The sequence below is a fragment of the Bacillus marinisedimentorum genome (assembly GCF_001644195.2).
Taxonomy (GTDB): Bacteria; Bacillota; Bacilli; order Bacillales; family Bacillaceae_O; genus Bacillus_BL; species Bacillus_BL marinisedimentorum.
In genome coordinates this window covers 119,626-141,335 of sequence record NZ_LWBL02000005.1, presented here as the reverse complement: position 1 = coordinate 141,335, position 21,710 = coordinate 119,626, and the positions used below count along the sequence as shown (strand labels likewise).

The following is a 21,710-nucleotide window of genomic DNA, read 5'->3' as shown; positions in this document are numbered from 1 at the left end:
TTAAAAAGCCAGAAGGGAATCGTCCAGCTCCAGGCGCCGGCGGCTATCGTCATAAGCGGGCGCCTTGTGCTTTTGTTCTGGTTAATCAGTCAAAACTGCAGATGTTGTGAAAATATTGTCTGCCCGGGACTTCTCGTATTATTCAACGTGTGCCGCTCTATGGGCAAGTCGACTGGAGGCTGCGGCGGCTATTGCGCCTACGATGTCATCGAGAAATGTGTGGATTTCTCCTGTGCGTTTATCATTCAGAGCCTGTAAGATACCCGGTTTTTGTTTGTCGATATATCCATAGTTCGTAAAGCCGATGGAACCGTAGACGTTGACGATGGAAAGGGCGATGACTTCATCTATTCCGTATAAGCTCTCATCACGGGAAATGATGTCAAGCAATGGTTCTTCAAGCAGTTTTTTTTCGGCAAGGCGGTCAAGCGCGATACCGGTTAAAATCGCGTTTTGCACTTCGCGTTTCGCCATGACGCGTTCAACATTGTGGAGGCAGACTTCCATCTCCAGGTCCTCATGATATTTAGACTGCAGAAAGTATACAAGCTCTGCGATATCTTCAACCTTAACACCACGTTCATCAAGCCATTTCCTGGCGGTGCTTTCTAATTGGGTTACTTCTTTTTCTGTCTTCAATCAATTCACCCCTGTTTTCACTTTTATGGATATTGCCGGTACTGCGGCATGTATTGAGCATGAAGGCCGATTTCCGCGGTATGTTCATCCTTTATTCTTTTCGTTTTTCTTAATAATTTATTCGGGGATTTGAGCTGAATATGACAAAAGTACATAATCGGTTTCATAGGTATGAACGAGAGTAACAATCAGCCGGGGGGATAAGAATGATGAAATATCACCATAATGCTTCTGAAGGTGCTGGGCGTCTATTTCAAGTGAACGGCTATCAGGCATTCATGCAGGAAGGTTTTTTATATCTTATTGTTCCGGCGGACGATTTGGAACCGGAAGATCTGGAGGAACTTCAAAAAGTCAGCACCCATCTTGCCGGACAGGGGGACAGGACGATCGGAACGATTCATCCTTACGAAGGAAGAGAAGAAAACAACGGCAAATCCATCTTGATAAGAGGAGGAAGGGCAGCAACAGGAACAGTAGGAAGGACCGGTCAGGAGCTTGCAGTTTTCCACCAGCGCGGCCGGATGTACAGGGGAGCTTTTTCAAAAAGGGACCGGTACGGTGCCTGGCACGATTACTGGGTGGAGCGGATCGATGCACTTGAAGAATGGCGGAACAATTATAAGAGCCGGAAGCACACAGAGTTTGAAGCACTGTTTCAGGAAACATATCCATATTATCTGGGACTCACTGAAAATGCTGTCCAATACCTTGTGGATACGGAAATCGATGTGCCGAGACAGCAGTCCGATGCAGGGACGATTTGCCACAAGCGCTTTGACCGGCAGGCTTGGATAGAAAATGGACGGTTAAAAATGCCGCACCTGTGGGTATGGGATCACCCGGCAAGGGATCTGGCCGAGTGGGTCAGGAGGGAATGCGGTCCCGGAAGCCGGCCGGATCAGCAAATGGTTCTCAATTTCTTATATGAATACGCCCAATATCAGCCGCTCAGTCCATATGGATGGCGCCAGTTTTTTGCCAGGCTGCTGTTTCCGCTCCATTATTTTGAAGCGGTAGAGGGGTATTATCGCCATGAGGGCGCTGTTGATGAACAACTCCGCTATGAAAGAAGGCTGAATCGGATTGTGGAAAATGCGCAAGGGTACGAAAGGATGCTGAGACAGATGCCGGCTGTCATCGAGCGGGTCAGCCAGGGGGCGCAAGTTCAGCCCTTGGACTGGATGCAAGATTCGCTGCAAAAGAAGAAATAGGATTTTTGCCTGGAAGGAAATCGCGCGGCAAGCGAGAAGTATGGGGTAACGGTCTTAAACCGAAATGTGAAAGCGTAGTGGAAAGGTTGTGGAAACAGTTGGAGGATAAGCACTTTGTATACGTTGCACGAAAACTTCCCGAAGAAGAACTGGAATCATTGAGAGAGATCGCCGAAATCGAGATGTGGGATAAAGAAGAGGAGCCTGTTCCGCGCTCTGTCCTTCTTGAAAAGGCGGAGAGGGCCGATGCGTTGCTGACGATGCTGTCAGATCGTGTGGATGAAGAACTGCTTGAGCGGGCACAAAATCTAAAAACCGTATCCAACATGGCGGTAGGTTATGACAATATTGATGTGGAAGCGGCGACCGGACATAATGTCATAATCGGGCATACTCCTGATATTCTCACGGATACGACAGCCGACCTTGCCTTCACCCTGCTGCTCGCTTCAGCCCGGAGAATTGTAGAAGCTTCTGAAATTGTGAAGGAAGGACGCTGGGCCCACTGGTCACCCTTTTTCATGGCCGGATCGGATGTGCACCATAAAACAATCGGAATTGTCGGTATGGGGCGGATCGGCGAAGCTGTCGCAAAAAGGGCAAAGGGGTTTGATATGGAGATCCTTTATCACAACCGTTCGCGGAAACCGGAAGCAGAGGAGCAGCTTAATGCAGTATATTGCGATTTTGAAGAACTCCTCAAACGGTCGGATTTTGTTGTCTGCCTGACTCCGCTGACTGAGGAGACCCGTCATTTATTCAACAAAGCGGCATTCCAGGCGATGAAGCCTGAGGCATTATTCATCAATGTCGCAAGAGGGGCGGTTGTTGATGAGAAGGCGTTATATGAAGCATTAAAAGAAGGTGAAATTGCTGGAGCCGGATTGGATGTATTTGAAAAAGAACCAATCCCTGCCGACCACCCGCTGCTGTCTCTCAAGCAGGTGACAGCATTACCGCATATCGGCAGTGCAAGTACGGAAACAAGGCACCTGATGGCGCGCACGGCCGTTGAAAACATTTTCCATGTGCTGTCAGACCGGCCGGAAGAGGCCAAAGTTGTAAACAGTGATGTCCTTTCATAAACCGGCTGGTTAAGCCGGTTTTCTGCTATCCCCCTTCTCAAGGTGTTTTTCGGACAACCACTGCAGTATCAGAAAGCAGGTTACTGCTTTAAGGGAAACCCCTTGTAAATTTTCAGAATTGAATTTATAATGTCCTTTATATATAAACAGATGTATTTTATATAAAAACACTTGTGGGGTGAAAAAAATGGCAGAAAACATTTCAGTCGGGCTTCTTGGTTTGGGAACAGTCGGAAGCGGTGTGGTTCGAATTATCGAGAATCACCAGGATAAACTGATGCATCAAGTCGGCTGTTCGGTTGATATCAATAAAGTGCTTGTAAAGGATATGAAGAAAGCCAGGAAAGTGAAAGTGGATGAGGGACTTTTGACAAGCGACCCTTATGAGGTTCTCGATAATCCGGACATTGATGTCGTTATTGAGGTAATGGGCGGAATTGAAGAATCACGGGGATATATCCTTCACGCCCTGAATAATAAAAAGCATGTTGTGACTGCGAATAAAGACTTGATGGCACTTCACGGAACGGAGCTGCTGAAGGCCGCTGCCGAAAACGAATGCGACCTTTTCTATGAAGCAAGTGTGGCGGGCGGCATTCCGATTCTGCGCAGCCTTGTAGAAGGCCTGGCATCAGACCGGATTAAAAAGATGATGGGCATCGTGAATGGGACGACAAATTATATTTTGACGAAAATGTCCCAGGAAGGCAGAGCTTACGATGATGTATTGAAAGAAGCCCAGGAGCTCGGATACGCTGAATCAGATCCGACTGCCGATGTAAGCGGGCTTGATGCGGCCCGCAAGATGGCGATCATGGCGACGCTCGGTTTTTCGATGAACATGGACCTTGATGATGTTGAACACCAGGGGATCGAAAATGTGACAGAGGAGGATATCAAATACGGAAAGCAGCTTGGCTATACGATGAAACTGATCGGGATCGCCGACCGGGTTGAAGACAAAGCGGAAGTCAGCGTCCAGCCGGCTTTCCTTCCGGAGGATCACCCGCTTTCCTCTGTCCATAATGAATTCAATGCAGTGTATGTATACGGCGAAGCTGTCGGAGAAACGATGTTTTACGGACCGGGTGCAGGAGAACTCCCTACCGCAACGGCTGTCGTCTCTGACCTTGTTGAAGTGATCAAGAACAAGCGTCTCGGTGTAAACGGGCAGTCAGCGGTCACTCCGCAATATCCAAAAAAGCTGAAAGAAAGCAGTGAAGTGTTTGCGCAGTATTTTTTCCGTCTCCATGTCATTGACGAGGCAGGGGTATTGGCGCGGATCACCACTCTTTTTGCAGATGAAGGGGTCAGCTTTGAAAAGATCCTGCAGCTGCCTTTAAAAGAAAAAGGAACGGCCGAGCTTGTGCTGATCACCCATACTGCGTCGAAATCGGCATACGAAAACATTAAGCAGCGGCTGGAAGAGGCGGATGCCGTCCTGAATGTGAAAAGTGTTTACAGAGTCGAAGGAGGCAGAGAATCATGATGTGGAAAGGCTTGCTGTCGGAGTATGAAGATTTCTTGCCTGTAACTGAAAAAACACCTGTCCTTTCGCTGAACGAAGGCAATACTCCGCTGATTCCCCTTGTCCATCTATCCGAGCAATGGGGAATCGAGCTGTATGTGAAAGTGGAAGGGGCTAATCCAACAGGTTCGTTCAAAGACAGAGGCATGGTGATGGCTGTCGCCAAGGCGAAGGAAGAAGGAAGTGATGCCGTTATATGTGCATCGACCGGAAACACATCCGCTTCAGCGGCAGCTTATGCGGCCCGGGCCGGGATGCGGTGCATCATCGTCATCCCCGACGGCAAGATTGCCATGGGAAAACTGGCGCAGGCTGTCATGTATGGAGCGGAAGTATATGCGATTAAAGGAAACTTTGACCAGGCGCTGACAATGGTGCGGAATATCAGTGAAGAGGGATCTTACACCCTTGTCAATTCCGTCAATCCATACAGGCTTGAAGGGCAAAAAACGGCTGCATTCGAGGTATGCGACCAGCTCGGTAAAGCACCTGATATCCTTGCTATTCCGGTCGGCAATGCCGGAAATATATCCGCTTACTGGAAAGGATTCAAGGAATACCATGAGAAAAAAGGGACTGCCCTCCCGGAAATGCGCGGATTTGAAGCAGAAGGGGCAGCGGCGATTGTCCGCAATAAAGTCATTGAAGAACCGGAAACAATCGCAACGGCAATCCGGATCGGAAATCCCGCCAGCTGGGATAAAGCTGTAGCTGCCGCTGAACAATCAAATGGAAAAATCGGCGAAGTGACAGACGATGAAATACTTGAGGCATACACCCTTCTTGCCGAGACAGAGGGAATATTCGCCGAACCGGCATCATGCGCTTCCATTGCCGGCTTGAAAAAACAGATTGAGAGCGGGGAGGTCAAACGGGGATCTGTCGTTGTCGCTGTTTTGACTGGCAATGGACTAAAGGATCCTTCTGTTGCCATCGATACAGCAGAAATCGAGCCTGTTGTCTTGCCGAATGAAGAGAAAGAGGTCAGGAGCCGTATCGAAAGGGCTGTCCACCAATGAAGCCGCCTTTTTCCATCAGGGTTCCGGGCAGCACATCAAACCTGGGACCTGGATTCGACTCTATCGGCCTTGCAGTTAACCGATATTTGCAGCTGGATGTGTTCCCGGCTGAAAATTGGCAATTTCATCCCCGATCTTCAGAAGTGATCGGAATTCCTGCGGACGAACAGAACCTGATATACCAGGCTGCCGAGTTTGCCGCTGAGCAAAACGGCCGCCGTGCTTCCGATATGCAACCGTGTGAAGTATTTGTCTCAAGTGAAATTCCAATGGCGAGGGGGCTTGGCAGCAGCGGAGCAGCGATAACCGCGGGAATCGAGCTTGCCGACCAGCTGTTAGCCCTCGGTCTGGCGAAAGCGGAAAAAGTCCGGATCGGCTCCCTTTTTGAAGGTCATCCGGACAATGTTTCCGCATCCTATTACGGTGGGTGTGCCATCGGTTTTCATACTTCCGAAGATACGAAAACGGTTCAGTCTGGGGTGCCCGACCTCGACATCGTAGCAGTCATCCCGAATTATGAATTGCGGACAAAGGATGCCCGCAACGTTCTACCTGAACAATTCAGCCGCCGGCAGGCCGTTTCCGCAAGCGCTGTGACGAACGTCCTCGTTGCCGCCTTCTTTCAAAAAGATTGGATCCTTGCCGGCCAAATGATGGAACAGGATTCATTCCATGAACCTTTCCGCGCCAGCCTCGTTCCCGAACTGGAACTGGCCAGAAAGGCAAGGAATAAAGTGGGGGCCTACAGTGCAGTGCTTAGCGGAGCAGGGCCGACTGTGCTGTTCTTTGTGCCAAAAGGCAAGGCCGCTGAAGTACAGGAAACACTCGCACTTATGTATCCGGAGTGGCATACAGAATGCATGGAACCTGCTGAAAAAGGGCTTGCCGTTCTTCAGCAGGGTGAAAGAGTATAAGACATGAAATCAAAAAAAGCTCCCGCATGGAAACTTGCGGGAGCTTTACGAGCATTATGAAATTAAAATACTTGCTCAACTTCGAGTACGCCCGGAACCTCTTCCATCAGGGCACGCTCAATACCTGCCTTCAAAGTGATTGTGGAGCTCGGGCAGCTTCCGCATGCACCCATGAGGCGAACTTTCACGATGCCGTCTTCAATATCTACTAATTCAACATCCCCACCGTCACGAAGCAGGAAGGGACGGAGTTTATCCAAAACTTCTTTCACTTGTTCTGTCATCATTTATCGACTCCTTTCCATACCCATATTATAATAGGTCCAAACATAAAAATCTATCCGACGGCCTCAATTTTTTTGGCAGGAATCATTTTTTTACAATATATTCCGTTGTCGCCAGTATACGTACATCGTCATCCTGTGGTGACTTCTTCTCCTGTCTTGTGAATGAAAACCGCCTGCTCATGCAAACAATAAAAATATACAGATGCGAAATTTCTGCTAAAATGGGAGTAAGGACATAACAGGGGGAAACAATATGACAGAAGGAAGCGTAACCATTTATGTATACGGTGCCGAGCAGATTTGCGCAAGCTGTGTCGGAATGCCGTCATCCAAAGAGACATACGAATGGCTAAAAGCGGCTATTTCCCGCAAATATCCGGACCAGCCATTCGGCATCGAATATGTCGATTTCCAAAATCCGCCGGAATCCGAGAAAAAATTTGCCGAACGGGTTCTTGAGGAAGATCTCATTTATCCGGTTGTTGTCATTGATGGCGAAATAATTGCCGAGGGGAATCCGAGGCTGAAGGACATCTATAAAATAATGGAAGACCGGGGATATGAACCGGTTCGCTAGACACTTGCCCGGACACGTTCCGGGTTTTTAAAATTGTTAAAATGTAAGCGTTGTGGATAAAAAGCCGGAAGGGAATCATCCAGCTCCAGGCGCCAGCGGCTATCGTCATAAGCGGTGATCCCCTCCGGGAGGAAAGAGCACCTCCCTGCGGGAACCCCCGCTTATGCGTACGCCGCTAAGCGGGCGCCTTGCGCATTTGTTCATTCAAGGAAGAAAAAGAGGGACCTGTTTTGTTGACGGAAAGGCAGGTTTTCGTTAGCATAGTAGTGGTAATTGAGAGGTGATTGGAAATGATGCCTTTAGTGGAATTTTGCATCAGCAACCTGGCAAGCGGTTCCCAAAAAGCGAAAGAACAGCTTGAAAAAGACCCGAATCTGGATGTGGTCGAGTATGGATGTCTGGGTTATTGCGGCAAGTGCTTTGAATCCCATTACGCGCTTGTAAATGGTGAGGTCGTCACCGGAAATACACCGGACGAGCTTGTCAAAAACATTTATCAATTTATTGAAGAAAATCCGATGTTTTAAGATGCAGAGGCTGATACGCTGCATGACATAAATCAGAGACGCCTTAAACGGCACATTAAAGGACACTGCACGAAAATAAGAGTTCTGATAACATGGAGAAAACTGTCCCCTGTCAAGTAGACAGTGGAAATAATAAAAAGTGGTCTAAGCGGCTTTAGCTCTATATTCAATAGGGCTAAGGCCGTTTAGTCGTTTTTGGTATCTTTCATGATTATCGAAATGTATATACTGCTCTACCGGTTTGGATAGCTCTTCAAACGTTTCGTATTTGTGCAAATAATATTTCTCACTTTTAAGTGTTCCCTAAAAGGATTTCAGGGGCCCATTATCGATGGATCTGCCTACCCGTGACATACTCTGAGTCATCCCGGCTTTATCAATCCTTCGCTTAAAGCCTTGAGAGGTATACTTGAATCCACGTCACTGTGAAGAAGGGGCTGATCCCATCCAGGTGCTCTGTTATCAGGCCAAGCGTCTCGAATACAAGGGCATTGTCATTGGAATGCCCAAAGACCTAGCTGACAATTGAGCCATCGTACAAATCAAGAATGGCGCTTAGGATAAGCTTTCTTTGCGGAGCCATACTTGAATTCGTGTGACATCCGTTACCCATTTTTCATTTGGATTTTCAGCCTTGAATTCACGATTTAATATATTATCGGCGACATGTTGGAGGCTTGAACACTTATAACGTTTCTTCGTATGACGGACTGTGAACCAATGGCTCTCATCAGCCTATACTAGCGTTTGTGGTTGATGTTCTGTCCGAGCTTTCGATTTATATGCATCATCATTCGACGAACATTTCCTATGCCCTTTTGGCCACAGTAGCCTCATAGTAAGATAGCAAACAACTAATGACTTAACAGCCTAATCCCTCAATTGCAACATTTATTGTAATTTGCATGCTATCAATGTAAAAAAGCATACCAATTCCGATGTCAATTGATATGCTGATTCATCTGCTATTAAATTTTTCCACGTAAAGGGAACTGCTTAAGCCTAAAAAGCGGTTTTTTTATGCCTTAAGGCTTCGGAGGCGTATCGCCCTCTTTAATCAGGTAGTACTGCGTACGAGCGGCTTCCGCAAGCTGCGGCTCATAGGCCTTGTTCTTATGGTGGAGGACTTTCGAGAAATACGGTATGGCTTTCCGGCCTTGATCAAGCCGCCTGTATAGTTCCCCGATCAAATAATGCAGCCGCATTTCACTCATGCCGCTTACCGCGAAATCTCCAGTTATATCAGATTCCAGGTAATGGGTGAGTGCCATGTTTAAAAATCTATTTTCGTTTTGACTATCGCCATTTTTCCGGTATACCCATGCGGCCCTCAGGCATAATCCGCCAAGTACCTGGTTGTTCTCCTGAAGCAGTTTGCCGGTATAGATAGCCAGCTTATACGTTTCAGCCGCTTTTTCAACTGTCCTGATGTGCGAATAGGAATCACCCTGCCCCCATTTCGCACCGACTTCTTTTCGAAATACTATACGTGCTTCATCTGTTAAAGTGTCTTTGGACAGATCTCCTGCCGCAAAGCCGCAGGCCGGGCAAATGTGTATGAAATAAAGGTCGGGATCATATTCAGGGTGTTTGTACCAGATGCAAAAATCGGCATCGCGCGTTTCAGTCCTGACGAAACGGGATCGCAGCTGCTTACTCGAATAGCTGGCACCGCATTGCGGGCATGTATATGTTTTATCGTAGAGAGGCTGAATTTCCTGTGTCATTTGCTGACATCCTTTCCTGGAAAAAGAAACAACTTTTGTTCCACTTTACTAAATCGGATGAAAAGTTACAATGGATATTCGGTGAAGATAAACAACCGGTTTGCCGCCTGGAAGAAAGGGCTATAGTAAAGTGGCCCAGCGTCAGATCTATTTTTGTTTAAAAGAACAGCGTTGAAAAAGTGTTTAAATTTAACATTATTTTTCACTTGTAATTTTGGTGTAATTTGATAGGATATAACTTGTAAGACATAAGAGGTCAGACGACATACCTTGAGGGTTGAAAAGAAAGCGGTTACGAATCGGGCTGTTTGTTAAAACTTATAGAACAATGGATTTCAAACCTGCTTTGTCAGCAAGAATTAAACATTTGGGGTGAGTGAGATGACAAATATTTTATGGGGTCTCGGAGGGATTGCGGTCCTGTTTGGAATCGCTTTTATTCTTTCAAATGACCGCAAATCCATCCGTCTCCGGACAATTCTCGGAGGCTTTGCAATCCAGCTGACTTTTGGATTTATCGTGTTGAAATGGGGTCCGGGGCGCAAGGCGCTTGAATGGGTGACGAAAAAAGTCCAGAATGTAATCGATTATGCTAACGAAGGTGTCGACTTCCTATTCGGCGGCCTGTTTGCAGCGGAAGGCATCGGCTTTATTTTTGCGTTCCAGGTTCTGACGGTCATCATTTTCTTTTCTTCATTAATTTCTGTCCTTTATTATCTGGGTATCATGCAAGTGGTTATCCAATTCTTTGGAGGCGCGCTTTCCAAGCTGCTCGGGACAAGCAAGGCCGAGTCCCTGTCAGCGGCGGCCAATATTTTCGTGGGACAGACCGAAGCGCCGCTTGTCGTCCGTCCTTATATTGCCAAGATGACGAACTCCGAGTTGTTTGCTGTCATGACCGGCGGCCTCGCTTCTGTGGCCGGTTCTGTACTGTTTGGTTATGCGCTGCTCGGGGTACCGCTTGAGTATTTGCTTGCAGCAAGTTTCATGGCTGCGCCATCCGGACTGATTATGGCGAAAATGATCATGCCGGAACGGGATACGCCTGAAACAGTGGAAGACATCACCATGGATAAAGATAAAGCGACCGTAAACGTCATTGATGCGGCAGCAAAAGGTGCGTCTGACGGCCTTGGCCTTGCCTTGAATGTCGGAGCAATGCTTCTTGCTTTCATTGCACTCATCGCAATGGTCAACGGTATTCTCGGCGGCATCGGCGGCTGGTTCGGTGCAGAGAACCTTTCACTCGAATTGATTCTCGGTTATGTTTTTGCACCGCTCGCATTCGTCATCGGTGTGCCGTGGGGCGAAGCTGTCCAGGCAGGAAGCTTCATCGGCCAGAAGCTCGTTTTGAATGAATTTGTTGCTTATTCCAACTTTGCGCCTGAAATTGGTAATTTCTCTGCAAAAACGGCAGCAATCATCAGCTTTGCATTGTGTGGATTCGCAAACCTGTCATCTCTTGCCATCCTGCTTGGCGGCCTTGGCGGACTTGCGCCTAACCGCCGCCCGGATATCGCACGTTTCGGTGTACGCGCCATCATCGCGGGTACACTCGCCAACCTGCTGAGTGCGGCAATTGCGGGCATGTTGATTCTTTAAAATGGAGTGAAGCTCCCGGCTTGAGGCCGGGAGTTTTTTGTTGGCTTTTTTGTTGGCTTTTTTGTTGCCTGGCAATTGCCAGGCATTATTTGCAACTAGATTGCCAGGCAATCAACTCGGTCCACATCCAACTCGTCACACACCACACACAACAATTGTCACGCACCGGTTCTCTCGGCTATACTTTATTAAAGAAGAAAAGCGAGGCGGGGATCTGAATGGAACGAAATGAGTTTGCGTTTACAAAGATGCATGGGCTAGGCAATAATTACATATATGTGAATCAGTTTGAGGAAAACCTTCCGGAAGAGCGGCTGTCTGAGATTGCGGTAAAAGTGTCTGATATCAATACGGGCATTGGCTCTGACGGGTTGATTTTGATTGCGCCGTCAGACAGGGCGCCTGTGAAGATGAGGATTTTCAACAACGATGGATCTGAAGCGAAGACATGCGGAAATGGATTGCGCTGTGTGGCACGCTACGCTTATGAAAAAGGCATTGTAGCAGGCACATCTTTTCAAATTGAGACACTTGCCGGCATTGTCGATGCAGAGGTCCACCCTGAGAATGGCATTGCCCGAATGGTCACCATCGATATGGGAGAGCCGCGCCTTACTAGAGGCGAACTGCCGATGGCAGCGGGAAGAGAAGATGACAGCGTCATCAATGAACCGATTGAAGTCGATGGCAAAACGCTGTCTATGACCGGGGTTTCAATGGGGAATCCACATGGTGTTTTTTTTGTTGATGATATCGATTCAGCACCGGTGCTGACAATTGGGCCGAAGCTGGAAAAAGACGGGCGGTTTCCGGAAGGGCTGAATGTCGAATTCATTGAAATCGTGAACGAAACGGAAATGCACTTCCGCGTCTGGGAACGCGGGTCTGGCGTCACCCAGGCTTGTGGTTCAGGTGCTTGTGCTGCCGTTGTTGCCGGGGTACTGAACAAGGCAACTGCGCGCGGAAAAGCCGTAACCGTCCACCTTGCCGGCGGCGACCTTGAAATCACCTGGACTGAAGCAGGCCGGGTATTGATGACGGGTCCGGCCGATATCATTTGCACAGGTTCCTTTTACCTGGATTAAGCGTCCGAAAAAATAGGCGCGGATGAAAACAAGTTTATGGTAGTGGAAATGTTGAGAGATGATTCCATACACTGTATAATTTAAGTAAGAGTTGAAAGGAGGGTCTGCATGCTTACCATTACAGAAGCAGCAAGTCACCAGATCCGTGAAATGATGGAGGCGGAGGAACAGGATAACCTTAGGCTTCGCCTTGCTGTAAGAGGCGGCGGCTGCAGCGGCCTGTCATACGGCATGGGTTTCGACGCGGATGCAGAGGAAAATGATACTGTACTTGAGGTCCAGGGAATCCCTGTAGTTGTTGATAAAGAAAGTGAGCCAATTTTAAAAGGCGTTGTCATTGATTATAAACAAAACATGATGGGCGGCGGCTTCACAATCGACAACCCGAACGCCATCGCTTCATGCGGGTGCGGTTCTTCGTTCCGTACAGCTACGAATGAAGGTGCTCCGGAAGAGTGCTGACATGAAGAAAAGCCAGCAGCTGAGATCAGCGCTGGCTTTTTAATAAGTTTTTTTAACGTGTCATTAGAACATGCTTGAACTGTGCATCGGCTGCAAGCGGGCATTCGGGTCAATGAACGCTTTGGCATTATTGACGGCTGTCGGTGCTTCACCGAATCCGGATGCAATAAGCTTGACCTTGCCGTCATATGTTGCAACGTCGCCGGCAGCATAAATGCCTTGGATATTCGTTTCCATTCGAGAGTTGACGATGATGTTGTTCTTCTCGATCTCAAGACCCCATTCTTTAATCGGGCCGAGCGAGGATACAAACCCGAAGTTGACGATAACATCATCGACTTCAAGAACTTCTTCTTCATCAGACTTCACTTTATTCAGAATTACTCTTTCCGCTCTGTCTTCCCCGACGAGTTCTTTTGGAACGTAAGGGGTTTTCACATTGACTTTTGAATTCATCAAGTTTTCGACACTGTGCTCATGGGCGCGGAATTTGTCACGGCGGTGAATAAGCGTCACATTCTTGGCGATCGGCTCAAGCATCATTGCCCAGTCAACTGCAGAGTCTCCCCCTCCGCAGACAAGAACATTGCGGTCTGCAAAATTGTTCAGATCATCAATGTGATAGTGGACGTTGACACCAGCAAACTTGTCTTCACCTTCACAGCCCAGTTTACGCGGCTGGAATGCTCCTGAACCGGCAGTGATGATGACGGTTTTGGAGTAGTGGACTTCCTTATCGGTCGTCAGTTTGAACGTCCCGTCTTCCTGCTTTTCAACATTTTGAACGGATTGCTCAAGAACAACAGTCGGGTCGAATTTATCAGCCTGCTCAATCAGGTTGTCGATCAATTCCTGGGCCCGTACTTTCGGGAAACCGGCAACATCATATATGTACTTTTCAGGATATAATGCAGAAAGCTGCCCGCCAAGCTGCGGCAAGCTTTCGATGATTTTCACGCTTGCCTGCCTCATTCCGGCGTAGAAAGCCGTGAAAATACCAGTCGGGCCCCCGCCGATTACCGTGATGTCATAAACCTTTTCGTTCTCGCTCATCTTCATTCCCCCAGTAATGTCGTAGTGAAAATGCTAGCAAATCCAGAGATTCCACCTTATATATTAACATAAAATATGAGGTTTCATGCTACTTTCTAAGCAGGCGGGACCCCTGTATTCCTCCCAATCCCTCTTATTTTACCACAAATGGCCCACAATTGTGAAAAGGGTTACAATACTGGCAATTCTTACTGTTGCAGGAAACAGGTTTCGACACTTGAAAAAAGAGATAAAAAAGAATAAGATGGGAGATGGACAATTATTAAGATTTTGTGACAGTTTTCATGATTTTTTGTGAATGAATTCGTGAAGAATGTCACAAGATTTAGAATGCCGCTTGGAATGTGGCTGGACGAGCGGAAAATATTTTAAAAGGTGGATGTGATAGGGTTGAATAGACCAAAGATTTTAATATTAGGTGCAGGTTATGGCGGCATCATGACAGCTGTGAATCTGCAGAAAGAACTGAAGATTGATGAAGCGGAAATTACGCTGATCAACAAACATAATTATCATTACCAGACAACCTGGCTCCATGAAAATGCGGCAGGCACCCTCCATCATGATAAAACAAGGATTCCCATTTCCGACATTATTGACAAAAATAAAATCAATTTTGTTGAAGACAGCGTAACGGAAATCGAACCGGATACCAAACGTGTGTTGACCGAAAATGGCGAGTACACATATGACTACCTAGTCGTAGCCCTTGGCTTTGAAGCTGAAACATTTGGAATCAAAGGGCTGAAGGAGAATGCATTCACGATCAACAATATCAACTCGGCCCGCCGCATCAGGGAACATATTGAATATATGTTCGCGCAGTATAATCAGGAAAAACGTGATGAGCTTCTTACGATTGTCGTGGGCGGGGCCGGCTTTACCGGTATCGAATTTGTCGGTGAATTAGCCAACCGCATCCCTGAACTTTGCAGAGAATTTGATATTGACCGCGATAAAGTCCGCCTCATCAACATTGAAGCGGCACCGACCGCGCTTCCAGGATTTGACCCTGAACTTGTCGAGTACGCAATGAACCTGCTTGAACGCAAAGGGGTAGAGTTCAAAATCGGCACAACAATCAAGGAAGCTACAGAAAACAGCATCATCGTTTCTAAAGATGATGTTGTTGAAGAAATCAAGGCGGAAACGATTGTATGGGCTGCCGGCGTTCGCGGTAATTCCATTGTGGAAAAATCCGGATTCGAGGTCATGCGCGGCCGGGTGAAAGTGCGTAACGACTTGCGGGATCCGAACCATGATGATGTTTTCATTGTCGGTGACTGCGCATTGATCATCAATGAAGAAATCGACCGGCCGTACCCGCCGACAGCACAAATTGCCATCCAGGAGGCGGATACTTGCGCAGCTAACCTGACTAAGCTTATCCGCGGGGAAGAGAACCTGGAAGAGTTCCACCCGGAAATTAAGGGTACCGTGGCATCACTTGGCGAAGGAGAAGCCATCGGTGTTGTATTCGGCGATAAAAAATTATTCGGATCGACTGCCGCCGCAATGAAAAAAGTGATCGACAACCGCTACTTGCTGAAGCTCGGCGGACCGTCCATGGTGCTGAAAAAAGGAAAACTGAAATTGTTTTAATTTTAATCGACCTTTCAAGATATAATGAAAGCAAAGGCCTGTCGTCGGCCTTTGCTTTTTCTTTGTCTCCTTTTAGATCACAAAACAGAGAGAGGGACAGGGGTTATGTTGAGCGTTTCTGATACACTTATATATATGGAGCTGAATACCGCAAACAGGGGGGAGAAATTTGAGTTCAAACAAACGGGCAAATGTATGGCTTGGCGTGGCAGGCCTCATTATAAAAGATGGAAAATGGCTTGTCGTCCGGAAAAAATACAGCGGCCTGAAAGGAATGTGGTCGCTGCCGGCAGGTTTTGTCAATCCAGCCGAAACAATAGATGAAGCGGTCATCCGTGAAGTGAAAGAAGAAACGGGTATTCTATCAGAAATCACTGGACTCATCGGGATGCGTTCCGGCGTCATTAATGGAGAGGTAAGCGACAACATGATTGTTTTCAGGCTTGAACAGACAGGAGGACGGCTGCTCCCGCAGTATGATGAATTGGACGACGCTGTTTTTATTAGCCCTGAAGAACTTCGCCGGGATCCCAGGACATCGGAAATGCTTCACTTTTTCCTTGACCGCGCCCATCATAACGTACTCGATATTATCGATTTCAACCCGGGAGACCATTTCGGTTACACATCTTACAAACTGCTCGTTTAGGGCAGTTTATTTATTTTGGCTGAAATATTTTCCGTGGTTAGTGTTTAGATTCCCGGAAAAGGGGGGGATCCATTTCCCTTTATAGTCTGCAGCGGAAATCAACTCCCCATTTAACAGGCAATGTTTCCGAAAACACGCTGAAAATCAGGTTTATTCTTTTAAAGGGTGCTTTAATAGAAGGGCTGTGTTAAAGCTCGATGTTGATTTTTTAACTAGTTGATTGGAGTGGAAGGTGAGCCAATAGCATAAGACAATAAAAAGAAACGCTCCGAACATTTTTTACGTTGTTTTACGTTCCACTTGTAATGTTGTATTTCACAAATCGAACCCATCAGGCTAACAGAGCCTTTTTTCAAAAAAACTAAATTAATGAGAAAAAGGCTATAAAAAGGAGATAACACATCTTGTTTACGCTTTCATACGTTAATTTGCATGTTTTTTCCTCTTTTCAATTACCGGAAAAGCTGATATATTATCAGAAAATTAAGATTTATCAGAAAGGGGACCAGCTCCATGAGAACGAACAAAAAAGAACGGAAAGATTGTCCTTACTGCTCCGGGCAGGGATATTTCCAGCTGCTGCTCGGCGGATCTGAAACTTGTGACCACTGCCACGGAAGCGGCGAAAAGTAAACCGTCAGCATATTTCACTTCACCAATAAACAACCACCTGTAAAAAAGCGTCCGGGATGGACGCTTTTTTGCATTTCACTCGCTCTTTTGGCCAGTTGCTCTGTCAGTTATATAGAACTTCGCGATTGACGGTTCAGTATCAATTCAGTAAACTTACTATGGAACCAGATGGAGGTGGTTATGTGAGCATACCCCAATTGATCATCTCAATGCTTTTGTTTATCGTGTTATTTTTCGGCATTGGATTTTTGTTGAATATGCTTCTTCGTGCGACATGGGTAATGGCAGTCATTTATCCGGTTGTCGTAATCCTTATTATTGATAATGTCCGTTTTTTTGAATATATCACAAAACCCGGATCGTCCTTCAGTGCGCTTTATGAGAACTTTTTATCACTAGGCACCGGTGATGTCATCATACTGGCATCCGGCTTGATCGGAGCGGTTCTGGCAGGCATTGCAATTAAAGCGCTCCGTGTCCGTGGATATCAAATGTTTTAGAAATTTATTATATTAGGAAAAGACTTTCTTGTTGGCAGAAAGTCTTTTATTATGGAAAAATGTTGTAAATTAAGATGAAATTAATGGTATTTCAACTTTTTTTCTTTTTTTACGAATAACTTTTGCTCTCTCTGGGAAAGAATAGTCGAAGAGAGGAGTGAAAGTTTTTAATGAAGTTTATTACTGAATTAGGAATACGATTCATGATCACAGTACTGTTCCTTGCAGCGGTGTTGACCACATTTGAATCGGTTTCGGGGGTAAAGGCAGCTGGACTGTCAACATGGATCAGCCAGCAGGATTATCCGATCGTCAGTAAACTTTTTGCTGCAAAAGATTCTGATCCAAAAGAAATTTCATTACAACATAAAGAGCTTCCGAAAGTGAAACCGATGACCACTTTGATTTCAAGCCAGACAGAAGAGAAACCTAAAACACTGCATGAATCAAAGGACTGGAGTATCTATCCCTCGGTAACGGTGACCGCGACCGGTTATACGGCAGGTATCGAATCAACAGGGAAAACCCCTGGACATCCGCAGTATGGGATTACATATTCCGGAATTAAAGTAAAGCGGGACCTGTATTCGACCATCGCAGCCGATACAACGGTCTTTCCAATCGGGACCATTCTTTACATTCCGGGTTATGGATACGGTGTAGTGGCTGATACAGGCAGCGCCATCAAAGGACATAAAATTGACCTTTACTATGAAACGGTCGATGATGTCTATGAACAATGGGGAAAGCAAAAAATTGATGTATATATCATCGAAAAAGGCAATGGGTCCATAACTGAAGAGCAGCTGAAGGAACTGAATGAAGATGAAGCGATGCAAGTGTTCCGGAAGCAGATTATAAAAGGTTGATAATATGGTGTACAAAAGGAGTCCGCTTGCTGCGGGCTCCTTTTGCTTCGCTTAACCAGTTTTTTGTACTCCAACTTCACATCATAAAAGGTGAAGGGCAAGCAGCCTGTTTTACGTGCCCTAAACCCATAACGGAAACAAGTTTAGGCAATGCAAGTATTTTCGCAAAACCTCCATGCCTATAAGAGGTGCACATTCCTATTTCGATCATGCAAGCGGGTCAACACCGTCATTCACGGGAAAAACCGCCGGATGGATGAGAGGGGCAAGTTTTTTCAAGCCGAGTAAAAGGCGCGGAGAAGGCCTGCAATATAAAGACTCTTCAAGAAGATGGATATGCCTCTTTTTTACCGCATCCAGTTCTGCCCATCCTGGCCGCTTTTCTATAAGTTCGGGCTTCATTTTATCTTGCTGCACGCCGACCCATGCCATGCCGATGTGGTCCGGATTTCGTTCCTTAACGGTTTCCCAGTCGGTTTTGAAGCTGGCCTGGTCAATATCGGCAAAAACATTTTCAGCACCTGCCAGCCGGCTGATTTCGGTAAGCCAATTTTTCCCGCCGGGTGTAAAGACAGGCTTCGGCCACCATTCCCAGTAAATCGAAGGCCTGTCGGTTACAGCGGAAGCGAGCTGTTCATATTTTTCAATGAAGGCATTGAATGCTGCAGCCGTTTCAGCGGCTTTTTCTTCTGCACCAGCTGCGTTTCCCAGTGTGAGCAAGTCGGCTGCAATTTCATCAAGTGTATTTGGATTGAGCACGATATGTGGCAAGCCGCGTTTCTTCAGTTCTTCCACATTTTTTTCCATCCCCGGCACGCTGAGGGAAGCGACGACCAGATCAGGTTTTAGAGCTTCGACTTTGTCCATATCAATGTCCAAGTCAGGTCCCAGGCGCGGCAGTCCGTTGACTTGTTCGGGCCAATCGGAAAAGTCATCGACGGCAATGAGCTGGCCGGTGAGGCCGAGATAATGGATCAGTTCGGTATTACTCGGGCAAATCGATACTATTTTCATTGTTGCCATCCCTCCTGGTCAGCATTAATAAATCGTGTAATATGCAAAGATAGCGATCAGGATTCCGGTAATTCCCCCGAAAAAGACTTCAATCGGTTCATGGCCGAGCAATTCTTTCAGCTCGCTCCGCTTTTCTTCTTCCTTTTTCTTCGGCCAGTTGATCGCTTCATCCACGAGGCGGTTGAAGTCAGTGACGAGTTGGTTCAATACGGTTGCCTGCCTGCCGGCGTGGCGGCGCACCCCCGTTGCATCAAACATGGTGATGATGGCAAACAAAACGGCTACCGAAAACACACTCGAATCAAGCCCTTCCTTCAAACCGACAGCAGTTGCAAGCGAGGTGACTGCAGCCGAGTGGGAACTTGGCATTCCGCCAGTACTCGTAATCAAGGACCAGTCCAATTCCCTTGTCGCTATGTATTGGATCGGCACTTTGATAAACTGGGCAAAAAAGATGGCAAATAAGGCCGTCCAAATCGGGAAATTCGCAAAAAGCTCCATGACGGTCTTCCTTTCTTTCTGTGTATTGGTGTTTATGTACTATTGTAACGTATAATCACTATTGCCGTTCAGAAGATTATCTAATCTTATTATGGTTTGCTATGATGGATGAAAGCAAGTATGATTGCCTGGCAATTGCGGGGCAATTGCCAGGCAATTTCAGTTTTTTCCGGGGAGGTCGCAGGGATGAGCCAGTACCCGCTTGAATACTATGAGTTTTTTGTTAAGTTCAATGAAGGGGATTATTATACGTGCCATGATTTGCTTGAAGAGATTTGGATGACGGATAAGGACAATACTTTTTTGAAGGGCCTGCTGCAGATGGTTGTCGCCATGTATCATTATGGATACGGCAATGTAAAAGGGGCGAGGATGATGATGACGGCAGGGCACCGATATATTCAGAAGTACCGGCCTTTTTACTGGGGTGTCGATCTGGAAGAGGTGAATTCATTCATAGAGGAATGCCTTTCCGTCATCCCGGAAGACGTTGAACGGGTTTCATTCGAAAAAATGAGGGAATTACCGGCATTGCCGGATCTTATTTTGTATTTGCAGGAAGACTGACAGGTACCGGACACGTGCCATTCGTATTTGAACCCTAATTTTTATATAATTGAAGAAGTGCACCGGTTATAGAACTTTTGGAGGTGGAATGATGTTCACAATTAATGAAAAGCTGCAGGCTGATGAGAAAATCCAGGCGCTTGTCATTGGTGTTTTCCACAAACATCAAAAATTGGAAGGAACGCTTGCTTCACTTGATGAAAAACTTGAGGGACAGATTAAGGAGATGCTGAAAGACGGCGATATTTCTCCGGAAAAGAAACAGGTCACAAAGATACATACCCTCGGCAAAACAGGAACGAAACGGATTTACTTTGTTGGTCTCGGCGATAAGGAAGAGACCGGTTTCAAGGTGATCCGTGAAGCGTTCGGAAATGTGTTCAAAAAGTTGGACGGCGATAAACTGACTGAAGCAGCTATTGAACTGGACAGTTTCGTTTCTGAAAAAGCGGATGTGTATGATGCTGCGCATGCACTTGGAGAAGCACTGCCGATGGCGACATACCAGTTCAACCATTACAAGAAAAAATCGAATGAGCCTGAAAAGGAACTGTCGAGCCTCAAAGTCATTTCCACAGCGGAAAAAGAAGAGGTGCACGCCAGCCTTTCTGTCGGCTATGCGCACGGAAAAGCGACGAACACGGCACGGACGCTGGTCAATATGCCGGGGAATATGCTGACAGCAACAGACTTAGCGGAAGTGGCAGTCCAAATTGCCGATAAGTATGACATGGAATATGAAATTCTTGATAAAGAAGAAATGGAAAAGCTCGGCATGGGAGCGCTCCTGGCCGTCAATAAAGGCTCCACCCAGCCTCCGAAGATGATCGTGCTCAAGTATAAAGGCACCGATGAATGGAATAATGTCCTTGCTTTGGTCGGCAAAGGCATCACGTTTGACACAGGCGGATACTCCCTGAAGCCGAAAGACGGAATTGTCGGCATGAAAACCGATATGGGCGGTGCGGCAGCCGTTTTAGGCGCAATGGAAGTGGTCGGGGAACTGAAGCCGGAACAAAACGTCATGGCAGTCATCCCGTCGACCGATAACATGATCAGCGGTGATGCGTTCAAGCCTGATGATGTGATCACTTCTTTAAGCGGGCGTACAATCGAAGTGCTTAACACTGATGCAGAAGGGCGCCTTGCGCTTGCGGACGCCGTCACGTATGCCAAACAGCTTGGCGCGGGTTATATCGTCGATGTTGCCACGCTCACAGGCGGTGTTGTTGTCGCGCTCGGCGATGTAACAACAGGGGCCATGACGAACAATGAATCATTTTTCGAGGAAGTGCTGTATTCTTCGATTGAAACGGGGGAGCCGATCTGGCAGCTTCCTTACTTTGATGTATATAAAGAAAAAGTGCGCGGCAGCAAAATGGCCGATCTTAACAATTCGCCGGGCCGCAAAGCCCATCCGATCATGGCCGGCGCGTTCATTGGCGAATTTGCGGAAGATACGCCGTGGGTACACCTGGATATTGCAGGAACTGCGACCACAGAAAGTGACCATGACCTGGGGCCTTCCGGTGCAACTGGTGTCATGACCAGGACGCTGGCCACGCTGGCGGAACGTCTTGCAGAGATGAAACTGAATAAGTAACGCTGGAAAGCCAGCCGGAGTGTTCCGGCTGGCTTTTCCATGTTTTTACAATG

General features: G+C 47.0%; 22 protein-coding genes and 2 pseudogenes. 17 read left to right on the top strand and 7 right to left on the bottom strand.

Translation table 11 applies throughout. The annotated features are described in order from the left end of the window. Positions 1–138: 138 nt before the first annotated feature. The gene (locus A4U59_RS01155; protein ID WP_070119457.1) at positions 139–639 is read right to left on the bottom strand and encodes a phosphatidylglycerophosphatase A family protein; all 501 of its coding nucleotides are present in this window, start codon (positions 637–639) and stop codon (positions 139–141) included. A 206-nt stretch (positions 640–845) separates the two neighbouring features. On the opposite strand from A4U59_RS01155, the gene yutH reads away from it, so the two are divergent. The 5 genes from yutH to thrB all read left to right on the top strand — a co-directional run bounded on the left by yutH (position 846) and on the right by thrB (position 6,399). Beyond that, a complete protein-coding gene (yutH, locus tag A4U59_RS01150; protein WP_070119456.1) occupies positions 846–1,853 on the top strand; it encodes a spore coat putative kinase YutH in 1,008 nt (335 codons plus the stop codon). A 98-nt stretch (positions 1,854–1,951) separates the two neighbouring features. Then, positions 1,952–2,938 carry a 2-hydroxyacid dehydrogenase gene (locus A4U59_RS01145; protein WP_070119513.1) on the top strand — a complete coding sequence of 329 codons (987 nt, stop codon included), beginning with the start codon at positions 1,952–1,954 and terminating at the stop codon, positions 2,936–2,938. Positions 2,939–3,125: 187 nt separating this feature from the next. Then, positions 3,126–4,427, top strand: a complete 1,302-nt coding sequence (locus tag A4U59_RS01135) for a homoserine dehydrogenase (protein ID WP_070119454.1) — start codon at positions 3,126–3,128, stop codon at positions 4,425–4,427. Beyond that, positions 4,427–5,485: a threonine synthase gene (gene thrC, locus A4U59_RS01130; protein ID WP_169823889.1), complete on the top strand. Its 1,059-nt coding sequence runs from the start codon at positions 4,427–4,429 to the stop codon at positions 5,483–5,485. Before A4U59_RS01135 ends, thrC begins: the two co-directional genes overlap by 1 nt. Next, the gene (gene thrB / locus A4U59_RS01125) at positions 5,482–6,399 is read left to right on the top strand and encodes a homoserine kinase (RefSeq protein ID WP_070119452.1); all 918 of its coding nucleotides are present in this window, start codon (positions 5,482–5,484) and stop codon (positions 6,397–6,399) included. Before thrC ends, thrB begins: the two co-directional genes overlap by 4 nt. A gap of 62 nt (positions 6,400–6,461) precedes the next feature. On the opposite strand, the pseudogene A4U59_RS01120 reads toward thrB, so the two are convergent. Then, positions 6,462–6,683, bottom strand: a pseudogene (locus tag A4U59_RS01120) (NifU family protein); the annotation flags it as partial. Positions 6,684–6,939: 256 nt separating this feature from the next. On the opposite strand from A4U59_RS01120, the gene A4U59_RS01115 reads away from it, so the two are divergent. After that, positions 6,940–7,263 carry a YuzD family protein gene (locus tag A4U59_RS01115; protein WP_070119451.1) on the top strand — a complete coding sequence of 108 codons (324 nt, stop codon included), beginning with the start codon at positions 6,940–6,942 and terminating at the stop codon, positions 7,261–7,263. Between the two features lie 290 nt (positions 7,264–7,553). Further along, entirely contained in the window at positions 7,554–7,790 is a 237-nt protein-coding gene (locus A4U59_RS01110; protein WP_070119450.1) for a YuzB family protein, read from the top strand. A gap of 144 nt (positions 7,791–7,934) precedes the next feature. Here the strand turns inward: A4U59_RS01110 and A4U59_RS22525 are convergent. Further along, a pseudogene (locus A4U59_RS22525) lies at positions 7,935–8,081 on the bottom strand (IS3 family transposase); the annotation flags it as partial. A gap of 734 nt (positions 8,082–8,815) precedes the next feature. Then, on the bottom strand, positions 8,816–9,517 hold the full coding sequence (locus tag A4U59_RS01105; protein WP_070119449.1) for a DUF2225 domain-containing protein: 702 nt from the start codon (positions 9,515–9,517) through the stop codon (positions 8,816–8,818). A 381-nt stretch (positions 9,518–9,898) separates the two neighbouring features. On the opposite strand from A4U59_RS01105, the gene A4U59_RS01100 reads away from it, so the two are divergent. From A4U59_RS01100 to A4U59_RS01090, 3 genes are all read left to right on the top strand, one after another. After that, positions 9,899–11,119, top strand: a complete 1,221-nt coding sequence (locus A4U59_RS01100; RefSeq protein ID WP_070119448.1) for a NupC/NupG family nucleoside CNT transporter — start codon at positions 9,899–9,901, stop codon at positions 11,117–11,119. A 218-nt stretch (positions 11,120–11,337) separates the two neighbouring features. Further along, on the top strand, positions 11,338–12,204 hold the full coding sequence (gene dapF / locus A4U59_RS01095; protein WP_070119447.1) for a diaminopimelate epimerase: 867 nt from the start codon (positions 11,338–11,340) through the stop codon (positions 12,202–12,204). A 108-nt stretch (positions 12,205–12,312) separates the two neighbouring features. Further along, positions 12,313–12,666: a HesB/IscA family protein gene (locus A4U59_RS01090; protein ID WP_070119446.1), complete on the top strand. Its 354-nt coding sequence runs from the start codon at positions 12,313–12,315 to the stop codon at positions 12,664–12,666. Between the two features lie 63 nt (positions 12,667–12,729). Here A4U59_RS01090 and A4U59_RS01085 read toward each other — a convergent pair whose 3' ends face one another. Further along, positions 12,730–13,719 (bottom strand): NAD(P)/FAD-dependent oxidoreductase, encoded by a 990-nt coding sequence (locus A4U59_RS01085; protein ID WP_070119445.1) that lies wholly within the window; start codon positions 13,717–13,719, stop codon positions 12,730–12,732. Positions 13,720–14,109: 390 nt separating this feature from the next. Between A4U59_RS01085 and A4U59_RS01080 the strand changes: the two genes are divergently transcribed. From A4U59_RS01080 to A4U59_RS01060, 5 genes are all read left to right on the top strand, one after another. Continuing rightward, on the top strand, positions 14,110–15,321 hold the full coding sequence (locus tag A4U59_RS01080) for an NAD(P)/FAD-dependent oxidoreductase (protein WP_070119444.1): 1,212 nt from the start codon (positions 14,110–14,112) through the stop codon (positions 15,319–15,321). A gap of 169 nt (positions 15,322–15,490) precedes the next feature. After that, positions 15,491–15,970: an NUDIX hydrolase gene (locus A4U59_RS01075; RefSeq protein WP_070119443.1), complete on the top strand. Its 480-nt coding sequence runs from the start codon at positions 15,491–15,493 to the stop codon at positions 15,968–15,970. 513 nt (positions 15,971–16,483) lie between these two features. Continuing rightward, the gene (locus tag A4U59_RS21190; RefSeq protein WP_157888106.1) at positions 16,484–16,603 is read left to right on the top strand and encodes a YuiA family protein; all 120 of its coding nucleotides are present in this window, start codon (positions 16,484–16,486) and stop codon (positions 16,601–16,603) included. 182 nt (positions 16,604–16,785) lie between these two features. Continuing rightward, positions 16,786–17,103, top strand: coding sequence for a YuiB family protein (locus A4U59_RS01065; protein ID WP_070119441.1), 318 nt, complete (start codon positions 16,786–16,788; stop codon positions 17,101–17,103). A gap of 170 nt (positions 17,104–17,273) precedes the next feature. After that, on the top strand, positions 17,274–17,972 hold the full coding sequence (locus A4U59_RS01060) for a 3D domain-containing protein (protein WP_070119440.1): 699 nt from the start codon (positions 17,274–17,276) through the stop codon (positions 17,970–17,972). Positions 17,973–18,179: 207 nt separating this feature from the next. Here the strand turns inward: A4U59_RS01060 and A4U59_RS01055 are convergent, their stop codons facing one another. Together A4U59_RS01055 and A4U59_RS01050 are read right to left on the bottom strand one after the other, a co-directional pair. Next, positions 18,180–18,986 (bottom strand): cobalamin-binding protein, encoded by an 807-nt coding sequence (locus A4U59_RS01055; protein WP_070119439.1) that lies wholly within the window; start codon positions 18,984–18,986, stop codon positions 18,180–18,182. A 24-nt stretch (positions 18,987–19,010) separates the two neighbouring features. Beyond that, complete coding sequence (locus A4U59_RS01050; protein WP_070119438.1) at positions 19,011–19,487, bottom strand: divergent PAP2 family protein; 477 nt, start codon at positions 19,485–19,487, stop codon at positions 19,011–19,013. 186 nt (positions 19,488–19,673) lie between these two features. Here A4U59_RS01050 and A4U59_RS01045 point away from each other — a divergent pair, with 186 nt between their 5' ends. Next, positions 19,674–20,054 (top strand): DUF309 domain-containing protein, encoded by a 381-nt coding sequence (locus A4U59_RS01045; RefSeq protein WP_070119511.1) that lies wholly within the window; start codon positions 19,674–19,676, stop codon positions 20,052–20,054. Between the two features lie 91 nt (positions 20,055–20,145). Then, entirely contained in the window at positions 20,146–21,657 is a 1,512-nt protein-coding gene (locus A4U59_RS01040; protein ID WP_070119437.1) for a leucyl aminopeptidase, read from the top strand. Positions 21,658–21,710: the final 53 nt, after the last annotated feature.